Annotated in this window: 21 protein-coding genes; 6 read left to right on the top strand and 15 right to left on the bottom strand. The window is 57.1% G+C overall.

Annotated features, from left to right (window positions below; genetic code table 11):
- Positions 1-77: 77 nt before the first annotated feature.
- Positions 78-419, bottom strand: a complete 342-nt coding sequence (locus A9G06_RS01195; RefSeq protein WP_069554020.1) for an RT0821/Lpp0805 family surface protein — start codon at positions 417-419, stop codon at positions 78-80.
- On the bottom strand, positions 416-1,606 hold the full coding sequence (locus tag A9G06_RS01190) for a hypothetical protein (RefSeq protein WP_069554019.1): 1,191 nt from the start codon (positions 1,604-1,606) through the stop codon (positions 416-418). Before A9G06_RS01190 ends, A9G06_RS01195 begins: the two co-directional genes overlap by 4 nt.
- Positions 1,607-1,911: 305 nt before the next feature.
- Between A9G06_RS01190 and A9G06_RS01185 the strand changes: the two genes are divergently transcribed.
- The 5 genes from A9G06_RS01185 (at position 1,912) to A9G06_RS01165 (ending at position 7,721) form a co-directional block, all read left to right on the top strand.
- Positions 1,912-3,150, top strand: a complete 1,239-nt coding sequence (locus tag A9G06_RS01185) for a uracil-xanthine permease family protein (protein ID WP_040065362.1) — start codon at positions 1,912-1,914, stop codon at positions 3,148-3,150.
- 551 nt (positions 3,151-3,701) lie between these two features.
- Positions 3,702-4,433 (top strand): ABC transporter substrate-binding protein, encoded by a 732-nt coding sequence (locus A9G06_RS01180; protein WP_005334783.1) that lies wholly within the window; start codon positions 3,702-3,704, stop codon positions 4,431-4,433.
- 64 nt (positions 4,434-4,497) lie between these two features.
- A complete protein-coding gene (locus A9G06_RS01175; protein WP_069554018.1) occupies positions 4,498-6,024 on the top strand; it encodes a methyl-accepting chemotaxis protein in 1,527 nt (508 codons plus the stop codon).
- Between the two features lie 454 nt (positions 6,025-6,478).
- Positions 6,479-7,192 (top strand): winged helix-turn-helix domain-containing protein, encoded by a 714-nt coding sequence (locus A9G06_RS01170; RefSeq protein ID WP_253182299.1) that lies wholly within the window; start codon positions 6,479-6,481, stop codon positions 7,190-7,192.
- 10 nt (positions 7,193-7,202) lie between these two features.
- Positions 7,203-7,721: a hypothetical protein gene (locus A9G06_RS01165; RefSeq protein WP_005353702.1), complete on the top strand. Its 519-nt coding sequence runs from the start codon at positions 7,203-7,205 to the stop codon at positions 7,719-7,721.
- On the opposite strand, the gene A9G06_RS01160 is transcribed toward A9G06_RS01165, so the two are convergent.
- The gene (locus A9G06_RS01160; RefSeq protein WP_069554129.1) at positions 7,711-8,130 is read right to left on the bottom strand and encodes a GNAT family N-acetyltransferase; all 420 of its coding nucleotides are present in this window, start codon (positions 8,128-8,130) and stop codon (positions 7,711-7,713) included. The two genes, A9G06_RS01165 and A9G06_RS01160, sit on opposite strands and share 11 nt — an antisense overlap.
- A gap of 160 nt (positions 8,131-8,290) precedes the next feature.
- Here A9G06_RS01160 and A9G06_RS01155 point away from each other — a divergent pair, with 160 nt between their 5' ends.
- Complete coding sequence (locus A9G06_RS01155) at positions 8,291-8,791, top strand: SRPBCC domain-containing protein (protein WP_005334766.1); 501 nt, start codon at positions 8,291-8,293, stop codon at positions 8,789-8,791.
- Between the two features lie 214 nt (positions 8,792-9,005).
- Here A9G06_RS01155 and A9G06_RS01150 read toward each other — a convergent pair whose 3' ends face one another.
- The 12 genes from A9G06_RS01150 to A9G06_RS01090 form a co-directional block, all read right to left on the bottom strand.
- On the bottom strand, positions 9,006-9,845 hold the full coding sequence (locus tag A9G06_RS01150; protein WP_069554016.1) for a site-specific integrase: 840 nt from the start codon (positions 9,843-9,845) through the stop codon (positions 9,006-9,008).
- The gene (locus tag A9G06_RS01145) at positions 9,826-10,383 is read right to left on the bottom strand and encodes a helix-turn-helix transcriptional regulator (RefSeq protein WP_069554015.1); all 558 of its coding nucleotides are present in this window, start codon (positions 10,381-10,383) and stop codon (positions 9,826-9,828) included. Before A9G06_RS01145 ends, A9G06_RS01150 begins: the two co-directional genes overlap by 20 nt.
- A 201-nt stretch (positions 10,384-10,584) precedes the next feature.
- Positions 10,585-12,552 carry a hypothetical protein gene (locus A9G06_RS01135; protein ID WP_069554013.1) on the bottom strand — a complete coding sequence of 656 codons (1,968 nt, stop codon included), beginning with the start codon at positions 12,550-12,552 and terminating at the stop codon, positions 10,585-10,587.
- A gap of 172 nt (positions 12,553-12,724) precedes the next feature.
- Positions 12,725-13,972 carry a MoxR family ATPase gene (locus tag A9G06_RS01130; RefSeq protein ID WP_069554012.1) on the bottom strand — a complete coding sequence of 416 codons (1,248 nt, stop codon included), beginning with the start codon at positions 13,970-13,972 and terminating at the stop codon, positions 12,725-12,727.
- An 88-nt stretch (positions 13,973-14,060) separates the two neighbouring features.
- Positions 14,061-15,515 carry a DNA sulfur modification protein DndB gene (locus A9G06_RS01125; protein WP_069554011.1) on the bottom strand — a complete coding sequence of 485 codons (1,455 nt, stop codon included), beginning with the start codon at positions 15,513-15,515 and terminating at the stop codon, positions 14,061-14,063.
- Between the two features lie 172 nt (positions 15,516-15,687).
- Positions 15,688-16,614 carry a DNA cytosine methyltransferase gene (locus A9G06_RS01120; RefSeq protein WP_064341942.1) on the bottom strand — a complete coding sequence of 309 codons (927 nt, stop codon included), beginning with the start codon at positions 16,612-16,614 and terminating at the stop codon, positions 15,688-15,690.
- 59 nt (positions 16,615-16,673) lie between these two features.
- Complete coding sequence (locus A9G06_RS01115; protein ID WP_069554010.1) at positions 16,674-16,937, bottom strand: hypothetical protein; 264 nt, start codon at positions 16,935-16,937, stop codon at positions 16,674-16,676.
- A 28-nt stretch (positions 16,938-16,965) separates the two neighbouring features.
- A complete protein-coding gene (locus A9G06_RS01110; RefSeq protein ID WP_069554009.1) occupies positions 16,966-17,292 on the bottom strand; it encodes a type IV toxin-antitoxin system YeeU family antitoxin in 327 nt (108 codons plus the stop codon).
- Positions 17,292-17,507 carry a hypothetical protein gene (locus A9G06_RS01105; protein ID WP_069554008.1) on the bottom strand — a complete coding sequence of 72 codons (216 nt, stop codon included), beginning with the start codon at positions 17,505-17,507 and terminating at the stop codon, positions 17,292-17,294. Before A9G06_RS01105 ends, A9G06_RS01110 begins: the two co-directional genes overlap by 1 nt.
- Entirely contained in the window at positions 17,504-17,866 is a 363-nt protein-coding gene (locus A9G06_RS01100; protein WP_069554007.1) for a hypothetical protein, read from the bottom strand. Before A9G06_RS01100 ends, A9G06_RS01105 begins: the two co-directional genes overlap by 4 nt.
- Before the next feature lie 78 nt (positions 17,867-17,944).
- Entirely contained in the window at positions 17,945-18,196 is a 252-nt protein-coding gene (locus tag A9G06_RS01095) for a hypothetical protein (RefSeq protein WP_069554006.1), read from the bottom strand.
- Positions 18,197-18,272: 76 nt separating this feature from the next.
- Complete coding sequence (locus A9G06_RS01090) at positions 18,273-18,725, bottom strand: hypothetical protein (protein ID WP_139126124.1); 453 nt, start codon at positions 18,723-18,725, stop codon at positions 18,273-18,275.
- Positions 18,726-19,047 lie beyond the last annotated feature (322 nt).

The following is a 19,047-nucleotide window of genomic DNA, read 5'->3' as shown; positions in this document are numbered from 1 at the left end:
TACCCTGATAACGGGTCGGCCAAGATGACAAGGGGGTAGCACTGCTACCCCCTTTCGTTTATTGCCTGTGGCACGCGTTAAGTGCGTAATGGCCGCCAGCGCCCTTCCTGATTGCGGCAGGCGGTATCCTGCCACTGCTGACTGGCCTTACCGATATAGAGTTGCTCGCGATAGTCGCGACACCACTCTCCGTTGGTATGGCGGAAGGTGCGCAGCGGGGTGACGCTACCCGAGTGACGGTTAGCCGGATTGAACCAGGTGAGGCTCTGCCCTTTGGTGCGGGTTTCCAGCGCCTTGGCGAGTGCCTGATTGGCCAGTTGAACATCTGCCTTATCCATTTGATGGTAAAGCGGCTGGGTATCGACTATGGCGCAGCCAGCGAGGCCGAGCAGGAGGAGTGTTAGCAGATAACGCATCATGGTAGCCCCTGTTGGCGAAAGCCGTCGTTGAGCAGCGTCCGTTCCTGCTCATCGGTAAGCACTTGCTGGCGATCATCGACCGTGCCATCGCCTCTGAGTTTGTTGCCGTTGGCGTCGACGGCATCCACACCGTTGTCATCAATGGTTCCATCACCCCTGAGCTTGTTGCCGTTGGCATCGACAGCATCCACACCGTTGTCATCGACCGTGCCGTCACCTCTGAGCTTGTTGCCATTGGCATCGACGGCATCCACGCCGTTGTCATCAACGCCATTGCCAAACCCGCGGCCACCCCCATGGCGTTCTCCCCCTGCATGTTTTTCTCCACCAGCATGCCGTTCACCTCCACCATGCAGCTCTCCGCCGGCATGCTCGCCCTGGCCGCCACGGTCATCGCTGCCCCCATCGCTGTCGCTGCCACCGCCGCTGTTGCTGCCCCCATCGCTGTCGCTGCCACCGCCGCTGTTGCTGCCTCCGCCGCTGTTGCTGTCTCCGCCGCTGTTGCTGCCTCCGCCGCTGTTGCTGCCTCCACCGCTGTCGCCACCACCACTGCTGCCCCCACTGCCACCATCGCCATCTTTGTTGTGAACGATCAGCTCATTGGCGATGTAGCTGTGGCTGCCATCGAGCAGCAGATTGAAGAGCGCGGTAGTGGGAGATGCCTCGATCCAGCAGAGTGACTCAACCAGCAGTAATTCCAGCTGGGGTTGCAGGGCCAGATTGCCCGTCACCATGGCAGGTGCCGGGCGACACATTATCTGCATGCCGGTAAATAGCGGCAGCACCGCCAGTTGCGGGTTTTCTGTTCGGGTCATGGCCGGTGAGATGGCTGCCCAGCCCCGCGTGGTCAGCAGAGGGTGCTCTGCGGTAAAGAATGGGGGCAGATCATTGATCCCGTAGAGTCTGCGCTTGCCCAGTATGACCCGTTCGATCGCCAGGATCCGGTTACTGCCGCCGTGCTGATCCCGCACCCGTTCACCGACCCGGAGCGTCTCTATGGGGCGGGTGGAGCCATCGGCCATCGTGATGCGAGTGCCGGCGATAAAGCAGGACTTGGCATAGGCCTGATTCATTTGCCACTCATTGTGGGCGAAATCATAACTGAACGGGTTCGCAAACAGGGCGAGAGCGATGGCCGAGCCGATCAGCAATCTGCGCTGGCTGGCCTTGAATGGGGGCTGTGACATGGGGACTCCTTGTCCATCTTGATTCACAGGATCCATTATAGAGCGCCCCTTGGTGGCGGCATTTTTGACCATGAACACAATAAACATGATGGAAAAACGATTGGCGTTCGTCACAATAATGCGTAAAATCGCATACTCGATGCTTGTAGCAACGAATCCCGCCTAAAAAGCCAGTTTCATGCCCTTCCCAAGCAGTAAAAGGTAACAAGTGACGCATTTGTGTTCATTTCGCGCCTTGAAAAAGTCTTGTGATAACTGAAAAGTGATAAATATCCCCATCAGTTATCAAAAAATTAAGGACATCCATGTTTTCCTTAGTCAAGCAAAGTGTCGCCGGGCTGCAAATCCTGTTTGTCGCCTTCGGTGCCATGGTTCTGGTGCCCCTGCTCACCGGACTGAACCCCTCCATGGCCCTGCTTGGCGCCGGTGTGGGCACCCTGTTGTTCCAGCTCTGCACCCGCCGCCAGGTACCGATTTTCCTCGGTTCCAGCTTTGCCTTCATCGCTCCCATCATCTACGCCACCCAGACCTGGGGATTGCCATCCACCATGTTTGGCCTGTTTGCCGCCGGTTTCATGTATTTCATTCTGGCTGCGCTGATCCGGGCAAAAGGGATGGGCTTTGTGCACAAATTGCTGCCGCCCGTGGTGATTGGCCCGGTGATCATGGTCATCGGTCTTTCTGTGGCGCAGGTTGCCTGCAACATGGCGATGGGCCGTGCCGGTAGTGAGCAGGTAGTACCTGCGGGGACTGCGCTGACGCTGGCCGGTATCTCGCTGGCGGTCACCCTGATTGCAGCTGTGTTCTGCAAGGGGTGGATCAAGCTGATCCCCATCCTGTGCGGCGTGATTGCCGGTTATGTCTCGGCGGTCTTCATGGGCCAGGTGAGTTTCGATGGCATGGTGAACGCCCCCTGGCTGGCGCTGCCCCACTTCGAAACTCCGGAGATCAACTGGGCTGCTGCGTTGTTCATGTTGCCGGTAGCCATCGCCCCCTGTATCGAGCATATCGGTGGCGTGTTGGCGATTGGTGGCGTGACTGGTAAGGATTACACCAAGGAGCCAGGTTTGCACCGTACGCTCGCCGGTGACGGCATCGGCGTCTGCTTCGCCGGTTTCATCGGTGGCCCACCCGTGACCACCTACGCCGAAGTGACCGGTGCCGTGATGATCACCCGCAACTTCAATCCGGTCACCATGACCTGGGCTGCGGTGTTTGCCATCATTCTGGCCTTCTTCGGCAAGTTCAATGCGCTGCTCACCTCCATCCCGATGCCGGTGATGGGCGGTATCATGCTGCTGCTGTTCGGATCCATCGCTGCCATCGGTCTCAAGACGCTGGTGGAATCCAAGGTGGATCTGGGGCTGTCACGCAATATCGCCATCGTCGCCGTGACTCTGACCGTCGGTGTCGGTGCGCTGGAGATGAAGATTGGCGACTTCGCGCTGGCCGGCGTTGGCCTGGCCTCTGTTGCCGCCATCCTGCTCAACCTGATCCTGCCTGCGCACTCCGAAGAGGGGGTGATGGACGCGGCCAAGGATTGAGTTCCACCAGACGTTCATTGTTGATTTGGAGAAGGCCACCTCGCGGTGGCCTTCTGTTTTTCGGGTATCTAGCGCCATTTTTCGGTTCGACGGAGCTCATCTGGAATCTAATTTGGAAGCAGATGAGGGGGTTAGCATTCTCATTTGACGTATCTCTTTTCGTGACCTTAGCTAAAGGACAGGTTTGGCTCTGAGGTCTCCTCGAGCAGTATGGGAAAATGGATGTTGGCGTTTTCTATCATTTCTCTCCCAGACCCCTGTCATAAAACGATGCGCTTTTTCTTTGCCACGGCGCTGTTGTATGGCAGAGGCTTATCCGCCCCACTCCGCATTCCCCTCATGCTGCCCTGGCATGTTTCCTCCTCGATTTGTTGTGAGCCTCCCTCGCCGGTTGCGTTTCGTTGCGCACAGGCAAAATCCGGATCTGTTTGCTGCTGCACATGGGTGGGCGGCGAGCCGTGAAAGCCGGCATGACCCCAGTGGGTCAGACGTGCACCGCCATCGGTAACGGCGGATGTTCAGGGATGAATGGCAAGCAAAGCGAGGTTGCAATGAACTATCAACTGCTGTGGAAAAGTGCAATTTTTTCAGTCTCTTCCATGATGGCGATAAGCGCTGTTCAGGCTGCGCCACTGAACGTGATGACCGAGGATTACCCGCCATTCAACATGCAGGGTGAGGGGGGCAAGATTGTCGGGCTGTCGACTGAGGTGGTCGAAGAGCTGTTCAAGCGTGCTGGAGTCGAATACAAGCTGACCCTGATGCCCTGGAAACGGGCGTACGAAGATACCCTAGGTACTCCCAATACCGCCCTCTACTCCACGACCCGCACTCCGGAGCGGGAAGCGCTGTTCAAGTGGGTCGGGCCGCTGGTCAATAACAACTGGGTGTTCTTCTCCAGCTCGACCGCCAATATCACGGTCAAGTCGCTGGAAGATGCCAAGCAGTATTCGGTGGGTGGCTATAACGGCGATGCGGCCGCCGAATATCTCAAGGCCCAGGGATTTGCCAAGTTGCAGCTGGCTGCCAACGATACCGCCAACGTGAAGAAACTGGAGGCGGGCCGCATCGATCTCTGGGCTACCGGCCAGTATCTGGCCCCCTATCTGGCCAGCAAGGAGAAGGTGGCCTCACCCAAGCCGGTCTTCGTGTTCAAGGAAACCCAGATGAGCTTGGCGTTTAACAAGGACACGCCCGATGAGCTCATCACCAAGCTCAACGAGATCCTCGCTGCCATGAAGGCGGATGGCACCATCGACAAGATCAATGCCAAGTACCAGTAACAGTACCAATAGCAAGTGCCGCTTAATGGCACTGCGCCGGCTGCCGTAAAACCGGGAGGAAACCATGGATTGGAAAAGTCTGACGTTCAGGATTGCCGTGTTGACCTCCCTGTCGGTGAGTCTGCTACTGGTGTTGTTTGGCGGTTACAACTACCACGCCGTCAAGGCGGAGAGCTACAGCAAACAGAGTGCGCTGGTCGAACAGGCCATCGGCCGGCTGCAGCTCTCCCTGCCCGGCCCGCTGTGGAATTATGAATCGGCTTTCATCGAGGCATCACTCAAGTCCGAGCTGGCGGCCGATATCCTGAGTGCTTTGCTGGTGGTCAACAAGGACAAGCTGGTGGCCGGGTTTGCCCGTGACATGGCGGGGAGCATTGCCCCCGTGACAGCCATGCCTGCCGATACCGCTGCCTATGGGGGATATGATCTGGTCTATGACGACAGTGGCCAGAAAAACACCGTGGCCCGATTGCTGGTGCAAACCAGTGATGCCGCCATTCAGGCCCAACTGCGCCAGCAGTTGATCACCACCGTCTGGCAGATCCTTGTGCTCGATCTCTGCATCATCGCGCTGCTGATGGTGCTGATTCATCGCAATGTGCTCAGGCCGCTCCATCAGATGAATCAGGCGGTGTTTGATCTGGCCAAAGGAGAGGGGGATCTGACCCGGCGTCTGAAGATCAGCCGTCAGGATGAGATGGGCGCGCTGGCCACCAACATCAACCACTTTATTGCCAAGTTGCAGGAGATGGTGGCGGAGATCAACGAGCTCTCTGCCGGTGTGTTGCAAACCGCCGAACTCTGTGACTCCCTCTCGGCAGATACCCGGGTAGGCAGTGACGCCCAGCAATCCGAGCTGGATCAGGTCGCTACTGCCATTACCGAAATGAGTCAGGCAGTGCAGGAAGTGGCTGGTAACGCGGTGAAAACCTCTGGCGCTACCGATGAGGCCAACCTCTATGTGGAGCAGGGTTACAATCTGGCGGGCCATGCCAATGAGGCCATCCATCAATTGGTGGGGGAGGTGGAGCGAGTCGCCACCCTGATGCGCACCCTTTCGACCGAGAGCAGCAGTATTGGCACCATCATCGAGGTGATCAACGGCATTGCCGAGCAGACCAATTTGCTTGCCCTCAACGCGGCCATCGAGGCGGCGCGGGCGGGTGACCAGGGGCGCGGTTTTGCGGTGGTGGCGGATGAGGTACGCACCTTGTCGGGCCGTACTCGCCAGTCGACGGAGGAGATCAGTGCCAGTATCAAACGGTTGCAGCAAGCGACCCAGAATGTCGGGGCCGGAATGCAACAGAGTCAGGAGAAGGCATCCCGCGCCGGAATCGAGGCGGCAGATGTGCAGACATCGGTGGAGAAGATTAAAAATCAGGTCAGCCTGATCCGCGAGATGAACATGTATATCGCCCAGGCATCGGAAGAACAACACTCGGTGGCGGAGGCGGTCAGCCACAGCGTCAACCGGATTGCGACGCTCAACAGCGAGAGTGCAGCCAGAGTGGCACAGGTTGCCGAGGCCAGCAGTGATCTGCGGCAGCTGTCGGCCCAGCTCGACACCCTGCTCAAGCAGTTTCGGGTCTAGTCAGTTCACTTCGCCCCGTTGGATCATCCTGCGGGGCAGGCGGGTTCCCATTATTTTGAGGCGCGGCGAGATGTTGTGAGGGGCAAGGGGCCTTGTCCTGCAGCGCTTTTCGTCATGCCCATGTCACTGTTCAGCTGAGATTGGCATGACCGCTATAGGCGAAACTCGCAGCATCATGCTCTGCCCGATACGCTGTCCGACAGCGCTGGACGCATATTTTCATTTTCCCCGCTCATGCCTGCCTGCATCTATTGTACCGCTGATCCCGACCCTTTAGAATTTCGTTTAATTACAGCGAGTCCTGAGCCGCCATCTGGCTTTATCAGGTGTGGAATCCCATCTTCTTCATGATGAATGCAAATAACAGGTGGTTGGTATGACGGGGGTTGCGCCAGGCAATAACATATCAGCCTATCACTTCGGTGATTATGTCTTTGATGTCAAAAGGCGAGAGTTGATCTTCTGTGCCGACAAGGACAACTTGCAAAGCGCCCGGGTGGTGCGCTTGTCATCCGCAGAGAGCCTCATTTTCAGCTATCTGCTCGATCACCATGACGAGGTGTGCGACAAGGATCTGTTGCTCGAAATCGGCTGGTTGGGTCGCCCCATCAGCCCCAACTCCCTGAACGTGGCCATCGCCAATATTCGTCGCCACTTCACCTCATCTCCCCAGACGCTGGATATCAGAAGTACCCCGAAAAAAGGGTACTCCCTGCATCTTAACTGCAAGATGAAGAGCTATTACGGCAAGGCACTGCCAACAGAGAGTGAGCCCTTGCCCGAGCCGATGAGTGAGCCCACGCCTGCAGCGGCTGCACCGCCACCGTCGACATCACCAAGCTCCGACCACGAGGTCATCAAAGAGCCTGCTGCTCCCCGTTCTTTTGGTGAGCGCGCCAAACTTGCCTTTCTCAGCGGTATCGGGCGGCCAATGTTGGCAAGGGGCCTGATATACGTCAATCTGCTACTGGCTGTGCTGGTGGCGTTTGTCGCCAGCTATCTCCATTTCGAGTGGCTCCATGTGCACTGCACCGACTCGCCGACCGGCGTTGTTTGCCAGATGGAGGCACGGAGCGATGTGCCACCAGTCAAACCGGTATCGCTGGTGCTGGTCTCCGGCCACCAGGTTCGCGTGCTTTCCTATAAAGAGCTCGAAAAAACGCTGTAAGGGATCTCTGATGAAACGAACGCTGAAAAATACCTTGCTGCTGTTGCCACTGCTTGTCGTGCTGCTGTTTGTGGTCGGGATGTTTATCAACAGTCTGGGCTGCCATTACGATCTGAAAATGTCGGCCAATGGAGTCAACTATCACGGGGTGTGCCGCTGGGGCAAAATTACCGTGATTGAAGAGGAGGAGGCGACCAGGGAGAAGTGGCGAGTGACCGGTTTTCAACTTACCTTCTTCAACCAGCTTGTTTACCTCATCGACAGTCGTACCCAACTGCACGAATCGGGTAACGATGACTCCTATCTCAATGAGTACAACCTGATCCAGTCGCAATATGCGCTGGTCAACTATGCCTGGGTGCCGCTGACCGAAAACAAGGTGGCGATCTTCCAGCGCGATCCAGTGCACGAGGTCGTGATTGCCCAGCGAGATGGCTGGTTCGATCTCTACCGCTGGTTCTTCCCCCCGGCACCGCTGGTGCCTGTTCAGCCGCAAAGCGCAGGTGCCGGGCGTCCCGCTAGCTTCTGAGCAACTTGCACCAAGGGCCGGTGACCTCGCAGTGGCCTGTCTCATCACTGTTTTGCCAGCCCAGCCGATGGTAGAAGGCTACTGCCGCCGTGTTGCGGGTCGCAACCTTGAGCGAGCCGTGCGGCGAATCAGCCAGGCCCCGCTCCAGCAGGGCGCGCCCGATCCCCTGACCATGCCAGTCGCTTGACACATAGAGGTGATGGACGAAGTGATCGGGCAGCCAGATGGCGATAAAGCCGCAGATATTGCCCCCCTGTTCGGCTACCCACACCTGTTCACCTTTGGTCTGTTCCTCGAAATCCTCGAGTTGGAAACGGGCTGGATCGACCCAGTGAAAGGTGTGGCGGCGGCTATTTAAAAACAGCCGGGCCAGTTGGGGAATGTCGTGTTCTTCCATGAGCCGGATCATGATGCCCTCCCGGATCAAGCCAATGTTCATTGAGGCAGCTGCACAGAGGCAGGTTAATCGATGCAAATGACAAGGGTGTGATTAAGCACTGTCCATTGTATTTGCCATGGGGCTATACTGCCGGAGTCCCTTGTATGGATGGCTTGAGGATCGCTGATTTATGGACAATAAACTGATTGAAGGCAACATTTTTGTTCCGGCGCACATAGACGATGTCTGGCACGCCTGGACTACCGAAAGCGGTCTGCGCAGTTTTCTGGCTCCCGAATGTTTGATGGTGGCCGAACCGAATGGCCCTTTCGAGATCTACTTCAGGCCTGATGCCCCGCTGGGTGAACGTGGCAGCGAAGGGTGCCGGGTCATGGCCGTCATGCCCTATGATTTGCTCAGTTTCAGCTGGAATTTCCCGCCCAGCCTGCCCCATATCCGCCAGCAAAAGACCCAGGTTTGCCTGCGCTTTGTGCCGGAAGGGCAGGGTACTCGCCTCTACTTCCTGCAGAGCGGTTGGGCCAATGATCCGGATTGGGATCAGGGTTATGCCTATTTTCGAGAAGAGTGGCTGGAGACCAGCCTGCCACGGTTGCAGTACCGTTTTACCCATGGCCCCATCGACTGGAACAATCCGCCAGACAAGGCGCAGTTGAAGGCGCTGGCCCAGTAATCCCGGATATCAGACATAAAAAAAACCGGCCAAAAGGCCGGTTGAAACAGTTCAGGCTTCGCAATGTCCCCCTCACCTAACTGCTTGTATCGGCTTAATAAACTGTAGTAGACATGACCAGATTTGACCACTGCGCTATTTAACTAGCCCGTGGTCACGTATGGTCATGCATGGTCACAACAATGGTCACAGCCATGACCAGAAATGTGACCCATCACAATTTCCCGACCAGCGCGGCGGCCTCCTGATTACCTGCATTGATATAGGTTCGGGTCTGCTCCAAGCTGGCATGGCCCATCAGTTCCGCCAGTATCCGCAGGTCTCCCCCCTCCTTGGCCAGCAGCGTCCCGAAGGTATGCCGCAGCACATGGGGCCGAGCCTCGAACCCCAGCTTGGCCGATACCCTCTTCATCTGGTTGCGCAGGGCTCCCGCATCTTGGTGCCACTGTTCGCCCAGACTATTGCGCCAGAGCGCACCAGAGACGCTACCGTGCTGCCGGATAACTTCTTGCACCTGTGGATGCACCGGCACCCAGCGTTCGCGCCAAAGCGTCTCACGGCCCTTCCTGTGGCGTAATCGGCACATCAATGCCGTGCCCATCTGCTTGAGGTCATCCACCTCTACCAGTCGGGCCTCGCAATACCGTGCGCCGGTATAGACCATGAAGGTCGCAATGGCCCTGGCTTCATCCGTCAGCCCCTCCAACAGCTTGGCCAGTTCATCCTTGGTCAGAAATTCGGCGCGGTGTTTGCCTTCGGTTGGCACCTTGATCCCCTTGGGCGCGAGGTCAAACTCACGGCACCCGTACAGGTAGACCGTGCGGGCCTGCCTGCACATCCGCGCCTTGGTTGCTTGGGCCATGCCCTCCAGTCCCTTGGCATAGTCGTCCATCGTCCGCTGGGTCACATCGACCAAACGAAACTGGCCCCAGAAAGGGGCCAGCTTCGAGACGATATGAGTGGTCGATCTTGACCGTTCCCTATCGGATAGGTAGCAAAGGGCGGCGTCCTTCATGGTCGCCAACTCTTTGCCATCAATCTTCTTCGTCTTCATGTCCAGCACCTCTTCCCTTACTTGGCCGGTACAACACGTTATGTGGGTCTGCATCCTTGGCTAGGTGAGCGAACTCTTCACCCCAGTTCTTCGGCAACCCACCACTGATCTCGACATACACATTGTCGGCCACACTACTAATGGCACGGCGGGCCTTGAATATCAGGTCGGATCGGTTGTCCACGCCCCACTTGGTACGGATGGCCTTGGCTTGAGTCTTGATTGTATTAATCGAGACCCCAATTCGGTGAGCCATCTGGTCGTAGTTAAATCCTTCAATAAACAATTGAAGGATAACGTGTTGGCGTGGAGTCAGGTCGCTGAGTTCTCGTAGCGATTCATTGTCGTGCGATGGTGCAATACCAAATGATGCAAGTTGCAGTTGTAATTCAGCGAGGTTCGATTTAAGCGATTCGATTACATCAAGTGTCTTCTGATGTTCGTTTTGTAAGTTATTAAACTTCTTTTCCAAAATGCGGTTCTGTAGCTCCAGGCCTTGAAACTGATGCAAGATCCGCTCAATCTCTAAACTATCCATATTAATCTCCATTTGCCTTGCGAGCCGCGAGTCTAGCCTCGCACTCACTCTCCACTTGGCTAATAGCATCCCCGATCTTCACGCCTGACTTCACCCGCTGGGCGACAAGCACCCACCAGTTTGGGTTCTTAACGAGACTTCGTCTGTGTGCAGGAGCCATCCTAATCCAGTTCAACCTAATCCTATATGCCGGTCTAGCTTTCATATGGTTGTCTCCACTGCACCAGTTCTGCTCGGGGAATGGCGAGGGTATGATGTTTTTAGCAATTCATTGACAACAAAAAGGACTGTTTTTTCTATCTGCCCGATTGAGCCTGATGTTACATCATAATGGGTACATCCTTTAACACTTGTTGAACCAAAGCCGAAAGTGATCACCTTGATACCAAGGGTGGACACAGTAGCTAGGGTATTATGGGTACTGGAATTCAATAAGTTAGAAAGTGCCCCACGCGCATATGGAATGCCATCACATAACATTAAAAGTATCTTGCGCTTCTGCTTACACTTCCCAATCTTATTGATAGCAAACTCAATAGCGCGGTTGTCGATATTATTGGCTCCGTACACACCCACTAAATAGGGCAACCTTTCGATCACATCACGGGCGGTTCTGATCCTCACCCCGAACCCTAACAGATTGAACATCACCAACGGGTCGGATGAGATATACCCTGGGGCACTCGTCAACGCGCAGCCGAGAGCGTACACCTCGTCCGCATTGAGTGAGTGGCCCAGCCGATACCGCTCATACGCCTTGATGGCCAGCCTCTCAACCACCTTGCCCGAGCGCCCGCCCTTCAACTTCCGTCCGGTCTGGTCGGCGTTCTGGAACTTGAAGCAAGCAAGCTGGGGATGGCGTTTGTCGTTGGCAAACGCGAACACTTGATCCACATCCGCCTTGGGGTAGAGACCGTAGTTGTGCAGGGCCATGGTGGTGTGACCCAGGATCGATAGCGGCACACCCAGCGAGTCGAGCGCATCGCCCAACATCAACGCCGTCTTGGTGGCCCACTCAATCCGTTCGCCCCTCATGCTGGAACTCATGTCAATCAGCAGGGTGACGGCGGTATCAAGCTCGGGGTCTTTGGTGCGCTGCCGGTAAACGTCATCCTCGCCTTGGTAGGCCCGCACCAAGTCGTTGGCATCGAGCAGGCCATGGACACGGCCACCCAGCCAGCGACTGTCATCAACGCCTATCAGCGCACGTTTGAGGATGCTCTTGGCATGGGAACCCATCGGACTGATGGCGACCTTCTCCTTGGCCGAGAAGGCTACGCCACACACATGGGCGTCATCGTGCTTGTACTCGAACAGCTGGAGGTTGAACTTGGGCAAGCTCGCCTCACGGCTGGCCATGCCGCTCAGGATGGCCGCCTCGTCAATGAGCGGCGCTTGCTTCTCTCCTTGGCCACCTAACTCCCCGCCATCCTCTTGGCCCTCGTCACCTTCTCCGTCCTCACCAACGCCCTTGGGCTGCCCGTCCTGCCCATCCTCGCCCTCGTCCTTGTCATCCCCTTCGCTTGGCTCCTGCTCGGGCTCAGGCGCTTTCTCAGGCTCCGGCTCAAAATTGAGCCGCTCAAGCAGCTCGTCAACGAGCGCCGCTATCTCTTGGGTACTCTTGGCCGCCATCGAGCGGGTCGCAAACTCGCTGGCCAGTGGCCGGTAGTGCTCCGGTATCATGGCAACCAGCTCCCGCTGTACGTCACCACCGTGGCCCATCATCTGGGAGGCCGTCCACTTGACCGCCCCGAAGATCAGCCGTCCCCAGTCGAGCAGATGCGGCGGCACCTTGGCCAGTGCATCAAGCTGGAGTTGCGCCGACACATGACGCATGGCGTTCAAGCTACTCCACGCCCCAGGGTACTGCTGCTGATAGGCCGCCTCGATCCGTGGGTCTTCCAGATAGTTGATCTGGTCGGCCTTGGTCTTGTCGTGTTGCCGGAAAAACTCAAAGTCAGTAAACAGCGAGTGCGCAGTCTCATGGTCGGTATAGCCACGCATCATCGCTACCTTGTCGTCACTTACCTTGCCCGCAGCTATCTCGGGCAGGCGGATCAGGGAGCCGTCATTCCACGCCTCACTCCCTGCAAACTCTACGCGCACCTGCGACCTGCCCAACACGCGGGCTATCGCATTGCACTCAATTACCAGATCGGTCGAGTTCATTTTCATATCTCCATGACATAAAAAAGGGGGCCGCCTTGGCCCCCGTTGCTACCGCTCGGTTACATTCGCTTTGCTTTACCAATGGAACGGGTGTAGTACCCGTCCCCCCAGTCGAAGGATGACCGGCCACACGGGCAGGTTAGAAATGTCGCTTTAACCCATCACATCCTCCTTAGATGCTTAACCGTTGTGCGATGCCCGTCATCTTGACGCGCTCATGGGCAGGCATGGCATTGAAGACCACCAACTCCATGGCCTCCCATACTCCGTCCTGCGGCAAGACGCCTGCATGTCGGGACATGAACATCATCCGGTTGGCCATCGTGACCAACTGGCGGTACGAGATCGGAGTGAGCACCTCACGCCTGCCGAACGCTTCCCGATGCTCCTTGGCATACAGGCACAGCTTCTCGCAGATGTGGCTAGGCAAGCTGGTCTCGCGCTCCAGCAATGCCGCCTCCTTGGCCCACTCCATGTAGTCGAAGTCGATGAAGGTCTGGAACCGGTTGAGGAATGCGGCTGACTGCTCACGCGCCCCTCGGTACAGGCCGACATCATCACCTTGGCCACAGGTATTCGCTGCGGCCACTATCCAGCACTGCGGATGCACCGGTACACGGCGACCGTTATCACCGGTCAGCACCAGTTCATCCCCCTCCAGCACCGCCTGCATGACGTAGGCGAGGTCGGGCCGGATGAAGTCCAGTTCATCGAGCAGCACTACCCCAACGTGCGGGAGAGCACGGGGCAGCACACCCTCAATGAACCGGCTCACGGTCGTGCCGCCATCGTTGAGCAACTCGGTCTTGCCAACGAGGTCAGCACGGGTCATTTCCGAATCGAAGTTGATCCGCACCAGCGGCAAGCTGCAACGTGCGCAGATCTCCCTGATAGCCGCCGTCTTTCCGGTGCCGGTATGACCGAACAGCCATGAGCGAAAGCCCATTGCCATGGCGGTCAAGACATCGTGAAAGGTCGGGGTGACTTCGTAGAAGGGATTGATCTGCGGGACGGAGTGCGGGGCTTGGTCAGCCCATTCAATGGTGGGTATCGGGACACGCAGCGTGGTATCGAACATGTCCTTGGCCAGACGATAACGCAGCATACCCTTGCACCCGTCTATCTCCACCGCCACCCCAGCGCCCAAGTCCTCCTTGGGCTTCTGCTTCACACCGATGAACTCGAAGAACGAGTCACGGTCGCCAGCGTCAGGGGCTTGGGGCTTGCCGGTGAACATCATGCAAGCTGCCAGCGAGGCGAGATCCTGCTGGCTTATCGGAGTCTCCAGCCCTTGGGCAACCAACCAGTTAGACGCCAAATGAGCCAGATGCTGCCACGATTTGTTGACGTGCTTGCTGGCTTCAATGATTAACGAGGCGACTGCGGCTGGTTCTTTTTTTGATTCATTTGAGGTTGTCATGCGGCTTTCCTCACATCCGTAAATGATCCGACCAATGTTGAAAACTCTTTGACCCTTTGAAAGGCAACAAAAATGACTTGGGGTATCGTCAATTACCGGACACGCCCGTTACAGGCATATCAAGCAGGCTTAACACGGCGCGGGCACCATCCTTGATACTGCTGCCGTTCTTAATCATCTTGGCCCCCAACATCACGTTGCCCTGCCAACCGAACCAACCCTTGTCCCAGTCGGCTTTACGCAGGTGAGTGAGCCCGTTCAATCCCTCCTGTTCCATCAGCACCTTGGCTACCCAGACCAGCACCATCAGGCCCACGGCAGTGCCGAGCACTGAGCCTTCACGCAGCTTGGCCACGTTCTCCCCTGAACCGGCTGCGGTTGTGACCGGCACCCGCTTCATGATCAACGCCCAGATCTTGAGGGCATCAACCTTCTCTACCTCCTGCCACGCCTCACCATCACGCTTGTTCATCAGCACATTGTTGGCATCAATGAGCGTCTTGAACGGGTACAGGAACTCACTGCGGCCACCACAGGTGGTGCGCTCGAAGTCGATAAGCCCAGGGAACACGGCGTTGGCCACGGCCCGAGCCACTTGGCTGCCATCCTTGCGGTGGTTGTAGAGGTTGTTGATCGAGGCGTTCGGCTTGACCGCCTTGCTGTTGAGGTCAGAGAACAGCTGCTGCCGTTCGTCCAAGGTGAGGCCGGTATACAACTGGATGATTACCGACTCACCCGCAAGTGCGGCATCAGCCTCCACCTTGTTGACAATGGCACTCGCCCGATGTTGGCCATCAGCCAGCAAGATCTTGGCTCCCATGTCGATGGCGAGTGTGCCCATGTGGTCGCCGGTAAACTCGGCCTTACCCTCGACACACCCAGTCAGGGCTGGCAGGGCGTATCCTGCTTGGCCCATGTAGTCCACAAGGTCAGTCACCCGAGACTTGTTCACTTCACGTTGGGCTCGCTCGATAGCGGCAAAGCCGGTCTGGATCTGCAACAGTCGGGCGAGTACCCGATAGGGCATGGTCACGGCGTAGTAAGCACGGCCACCCTGCAACCCACGCAAGGCGGGCACGTTGAATACCCACTCGTCCCCCTTGGCCTCCGCCTCCTTCGGGGCGTTCGCTTCGCTCACCCCCTCAGTCGGCTGCGGAAGTGCGCCCACTGCCTCCATAAAGCTCTTGGATTGCAGCTCGTCCAACTGACCCAGGGCGGTGTGCTTGGCTTGCCCCTTGAACACCAAGAGGTTCGCCTTGACGGTGGACAGCACGGCGTCATAGCCCTTGTGCGCCACTTCCTGCTTGAGGTGGTCGATGTCCTCGTTCAGCAGGTTCGACAGGTGCATCCGCAAGCTCTGCTCGGTGGTGCGCCCTGTCACCGAGCCAAAGCAAACGTGCTCACTCGCCGTGCGGCTCCAGCCCATGACATCCTTGGTGGCACCCCGACCGGTCAGTCTGACCTTGGCCTTGTTGAAGTCCTTGAGGATCTCGAACAGGTCGGTGATGTTGGCGTACAGGGTGGTTTCTACTTTTGCGTTCATGGCATTTCTCCAGATGTGAAAAGGGCCAGTCCCCAAAGGAACCGGCCCCATTAAGAGAGCCGACCGGATTGGTCAGCCCAAGATTTAAGAGACCCTTTAGGGTCTCTTTTTTGCGCAAATGAAGCGTGAGAAAGTTAATGAGAAGGTGTCAGAGAAAACCAAGGGGTATCTTTCAGACGTTCTGATGTGAAGCAGCTCTTGTGAGTGGTCTTGATTGTCGATGGGAGTGAGAAAAATACCTCACGATCTCATTCGCTACCCACACGCCCTTGTGGAACACAACGCCGTTGCCAATCATGCGATAAGCATCGCTATCGGGCGCGTCAAAGGTGAAGAAATCAGGCAACCCCATCAACCTTGCGTACTCACGAACCGTGTAAGGACGCGGCTTGCGGGTCACTGGGTCTATCACCAGTCGTGTGCCCTTGTCCTTGGCGTAGTGGGCTAGGCAGGTGGGTGCGATGTCACCCTTAAAGGGGTCGCTGATGATTGGCTTGTCACGATACTGCCCGTTGAGGCGGGCATAGACCGAGGGCGGGATGACTATCTCGGGGTCACGTTCTAACAGCGACATCAGGCTTGGCACCTTGCCCTTGTCGGGGGCATTCCATGTGAACGGGCGGCGACTGCCCATGATGATCAGCCGGTCACGGCGTTGGGGAACCATGTGCTCGGCCCGCACTGGGTTGAACGTGGTCACGTAGTAGTCCGGCAACTGGGTCATGGCTTCCATGACCACCGGAAACTTGGTCATCCCAGGTACGTTCTCGACCACGTACACTTCGGGCCGCATCAACGCAATGTGGCGGAAGAAGTGGAGGAACAAGTCGTCACCCGTGCGGGTGCCCTTGATGTCGGCAATGTTGCTGTACTTGGTGCATGGGTAGGTGCCGATGATCACATCGGCTTCACCTTGGCCAGTCACACACAGCTGGGTCACGTCCACGTTCTCAACGTGGTCGCCAAGGTTGGCAGCCTGCACCTTGCAGGCCAGCGGGTCTAACTCGAACGAGCGGGCAATGGGCAGGCCACCGAAGATAAGGCCGGTGTCCATCAGGCCAGCGCCTGAGAAGTAGCTGTGAACAGTTGGTTTGAACATGATGTTTCTCCGTGAAACAAAAAGCCCCTCATGTGAGGGGCGTTGGGGTTTGGTGAGGTTCACACCTCGATGGTTACGGTGGCGAGGAACTTGGATGTGTCCACTTCCACGTTGGCGGGCAGCTTGGCTACGTTAAGGTGGCCGGTGCCCTTGGTCAGGTCGCTGGCAATGCGGGCCAGCATCTGCGGGAACAGCGTTGAGTTGCTGTATGCCCCGTAACGTGGGTGGAAGTGGAACGCATTCATGTCGCAGTGCTGACGGCCCAGCTTGGGGATCTTCACGTACCCGTCATTCACCTTGGCGCGAAAGGTTATCTTGGCCATGTTGTCTCTCCTTGAAACAGAAACCCCGCTAAGTAGCGGGGCGGTAGATGTCGATGTAGAGGTAGCCATAACTACGCCTTGGGCTGGCCTCACACACCCAGCCCTTGTGTTCGAGGCGGAATACCTCGTCCATGTCGGTGCATATCTGGTATGCCTTGGCCATGGCGGTCAGCTCCTTGATGAAGTGCGGCAACACCTTGTCGCACTCGGCCCGCCACGCCTCGTCTGGCTCGCCGTAGACACCGGCACGGTCGCCCAGGAAGTCCACGTAACCACGTTGCAGGATGGCCCGAGCCCCCAGCTTGGGCAGGTTCGGGGTGCCCAGACCCCATGTGTATCCCTCGAAGATCCCCATCACTCTTTCCTCGCTGTCATGGTGTAGCGCCTGCCCCTTACGCACTGGGTAAAGCGCACCACGCTTGTCTTGTTGTAGTCGGCCAGTTGCTCACGGATACCCATGCACTTGGCCACCTCGTTGGCATCAATAAGGCGCTCTATCAGCGCCTCGATTGACATCACTGCGGTCTCGACAACCTTGCCCTTGAAGCGGGCGGTGACTCTGACTTTCATGTGTGGCTCCCCCAGTTCGGTTGCTCATTGGTGCCGTGGTTGAAGTAGGCACCGATAATGGTGCGTTTCCATTCACCCACGGGGTAGCCATGCTCGTTGCACTGGCGCTCCCACCACGCAAAGCCAATCTCTCGGGGCAGGTTGTCCCTCATGTCGCTCGGGTTCACGTACAGCGTGGTCTTGTGCATCGTTGGCACGGGCTTGATGTGCGGTGGACTGGTGCGCTTGCCGGTCTCGTCATAGTCGTACTCCCAACCACGCACCATCAGGTTGCGGTTGACGATCTCTTGCAGGCTTTCGTGTGCTCGCAGGGCTTCGGCTACTGCGGCTTGGCTGAATGAATCGTTGAACTCGATCATGTTGTTTCTCCTTGAAACGAAAAAAGGCAGCCACATTAGGGCTGCCTCACGGGGGATGTGTGAGCGTTATCTCTCGCGTTATTGCTTGGCATCCTTGATGGTTGCCAGTGCCTCACTCACGATGGATTCATTGAGCGCAACCATATCGAGGACGATCTCGGGTTGGTCTGGACGCTCAACGAGTGTCGGTTGCACTGGTTCAAGATGGCCAATCATGGATGCAGCCGTGGGCTGCGGTGGCAGCTCGGCAGCATCTGCGTTGAACGGGGCAACGATGCAGGTCAGGGCGATCATGGACAGTGCGATCATGTTGAGTGCGAAGAGGCTCATGGTGCGTACCTTTTGGTTTGGGCATAAAAAAAGCCCCCACGCTGTCGCGTGAGGGCCGGTGTATTGCGGGTGTGGATTACTTGGCTTGGGTGAGTTCGACGAACAGCATCCCAACGCTGGACAGGAACGCCTTGTCCGCACTTGCACGTTCGCGGAGCAGGTCGAGCAGTTGCTCGTTGCTCAACGCATCCGCGTTGGCGTCAGCGGCCTTGGCCGGTGCCTGCTTCGCAGGTTGCTTTGCAGGCTGCTTCGCAGGTTGCGGCTGCTTCGCAGGCTTGGCTGGCTTGGCTGCCTTGAGGGCGTCCACGGGATTGGGCAGCGTAGCTGCTGTTGGCTTGGCGCGTGGCTTGAGGTCTTCCAACTCCTTCAGGAGTTGGACGCTCGGAGCGCGTGGCTTGCGGCCTTCGGCCTCGGCCTTGGCGATACGGGCACGAAGTACGGCCTTGGCCTCGGTGACGGAGACCTTGCCATCTACGATGGCAGCGTGGAGTTCTTGGGCGGTCATAGCGGTAGTAGCGACAGTGTTCATGGCGATCTCCTTGATCGAAGTGAACTCCGGTCGGGGAATCCGAGCCGGTCGCCCCAAGATTTAATACCCCCTTTAGGGGGTAGTCAGGCAGTTCGCCAAGTTATCGAGATCTGTATGAGGCTATTTGTGGGGTGGGGTAATATCGAAAATAGCGTTGAATCTCTTGATTTCAATAGATAAAAGCCATCATTGAGAGAGGGTGTGTTTCCTATGATAGGAAACGTATTGGTCTTTATAATCAATTGGTTAACGATGGGTTTGGCCCGATAAAAGAAAAAAGAAGCCCGCGAACACAAAAAAAGGGGGGGGGAGAGGGTCGGAA

Source organism: Aeromonas sp. DNP9, from assembly GCF_001728955.1.
Classification (GTDB): Bacteria; Pseudomonadota; Gammaproteobacteria; order Enterobacterales; family Aeromonadaceae; genus Aeromonas; species Aeromonas veronii.
Note: the sequence above shows the minus strand (reverse complement) of the source record. Positions and strands in the feature narration are given on the sequence as shown.

Coding starts and splice junctions, on each gene's coding strand:
- A9G06_RS01145 (WP_069554015.1), bottom strand. CDS start 10,383: ATGGATAGTTTAGAGATTGAGCGGATCTTGCATCAGTTTCAAGGCCTG.
- A9G06_RS01165 (WP_005353702.1), top strand. CDS start 7,203: ATGAAACGAACGCTGAAAAATACCTTGCTGCTGTTGCCACTGCTTGTC.
- A9G06_RS01105 (WP_069554008.1), bottom strand. CDS start 17,507: ATGAAAGTCAGAGTCACCGCCCGCTTCAAGGGCAAGGTTGTCGAGACC.
- A9G06_RS01150 (WP_069554016.1), bottom strand. CDS start 9,845: ATGAAGACGAAGAAGATTGATGGCAAAGAGTTGGCGACCATGAAGGAC.
- A9G06_RS01190 (WP_069554019.1), bottom strand. CDS start 1,606: ATGTCACAGCCCCCATTCAAGGCCAGCCAGCGCAGATTGCTGATCGGC.
- A9G06_RS01115 (WP_069554010.1), bottom strand. CDS start 16,937: ATGGCCAAGATAACCTTTCGCGCCAAGGTGAATGACGGGTACGTGAAG.
- A9G06_RS01155 (WP_005334766.1), top strand. CDS start 8,291: ATGGACAATAAACTGATTGAAGGCAACATTTTTGTTCCGGCGCACATA.
- A9G06_RS01175 (WP_069554018.1), top strand. CDS start 4,498: ATGGATTGGAAAAGTCTGACGTTCAGGATTGCCGTGTTGACCTCCCTG.
- A9G06_RS01160 (WP_069554129.1), bottom strand. CDS start 8,130: ATGATCCGGCTCATGGAAGAACACGACATTCCCCAACTGGCCCGGCTG.
- A9G06_RS01120 (WP_064341942.1), bottom strand. CDS start 16,614: ATGTTCAAACCAACTGTTCACAGCTACTTCTCAGGCGCTGGCCTGATG.
- A9G06_RS01095 (WP_069554006.1), bottom strand. CDS start 18,196: ATGAGCCTCTTCGCACTCAACATGATCGCACTGTCCATGATCGCCCTG.
- A9G06_RS01185 (WP_040065362.1), top strand. CDS start 1,912: ATGTTTTCCTTAGTCAAGCAAAGTGTCGCCGGGCTGCAAATCCTGTTT.
- A9G06_RS01130 (WP_069554012.1), bottom strand. CDS start 13,972: ATGACAACCTCAAATGAATCAAAAAAAGAACCAGCCGCAGTCGCCTCG.
- A9G06_RS01090 (WP_139126124.1), bottom strand. CDS start 18,725: ATGAACACTGTCGCTACTACCGCTATGACCGCCCAAGAACTCCACGCT.
- A9G06_RS01135 (WP_069554013.1), bottom strand. CDS start 12,552: ATGAACTCGACCGATCTGGTAATTGAGTGCAATGCGATAGCCCGCGTG.
- A9G06_RS01110 (WP_069554009.1), bottom strand. CDS start 17,292: ATGGGGATCTTCGAGGGATACACATGGGGTCTGGGCACCCCGAACCTG.
- A9G06_RS01125 (WP_069554011.1), bottom strand. CDS start 15,515: ATGAACGCAAAAGTAGAAACCACCCTGTACGCCAACATCACCGACCTG.
- A9G06_RS01195 (WP_069554020.1), bottom strand. CDS start 419: ATGATGCGTTATCTGCTAACACTCCTCCTGCTCGGCCTCGCTGGCTGC.
- A9G06_RS01100 (WP_069554007.1), bottom strand. CDS start 17,866: ATGATCGAGTTCAACGATTCATTCAGCCAAGCCGCAGTAGCCGAAGCC.
- A9G06_RS01180 (WP_005334783.1), top strand. CDS start 3,702: ATGAACTATCAACTGCTGTGGAAAAGTGCAATTTTTTCAGTCTCTTCC.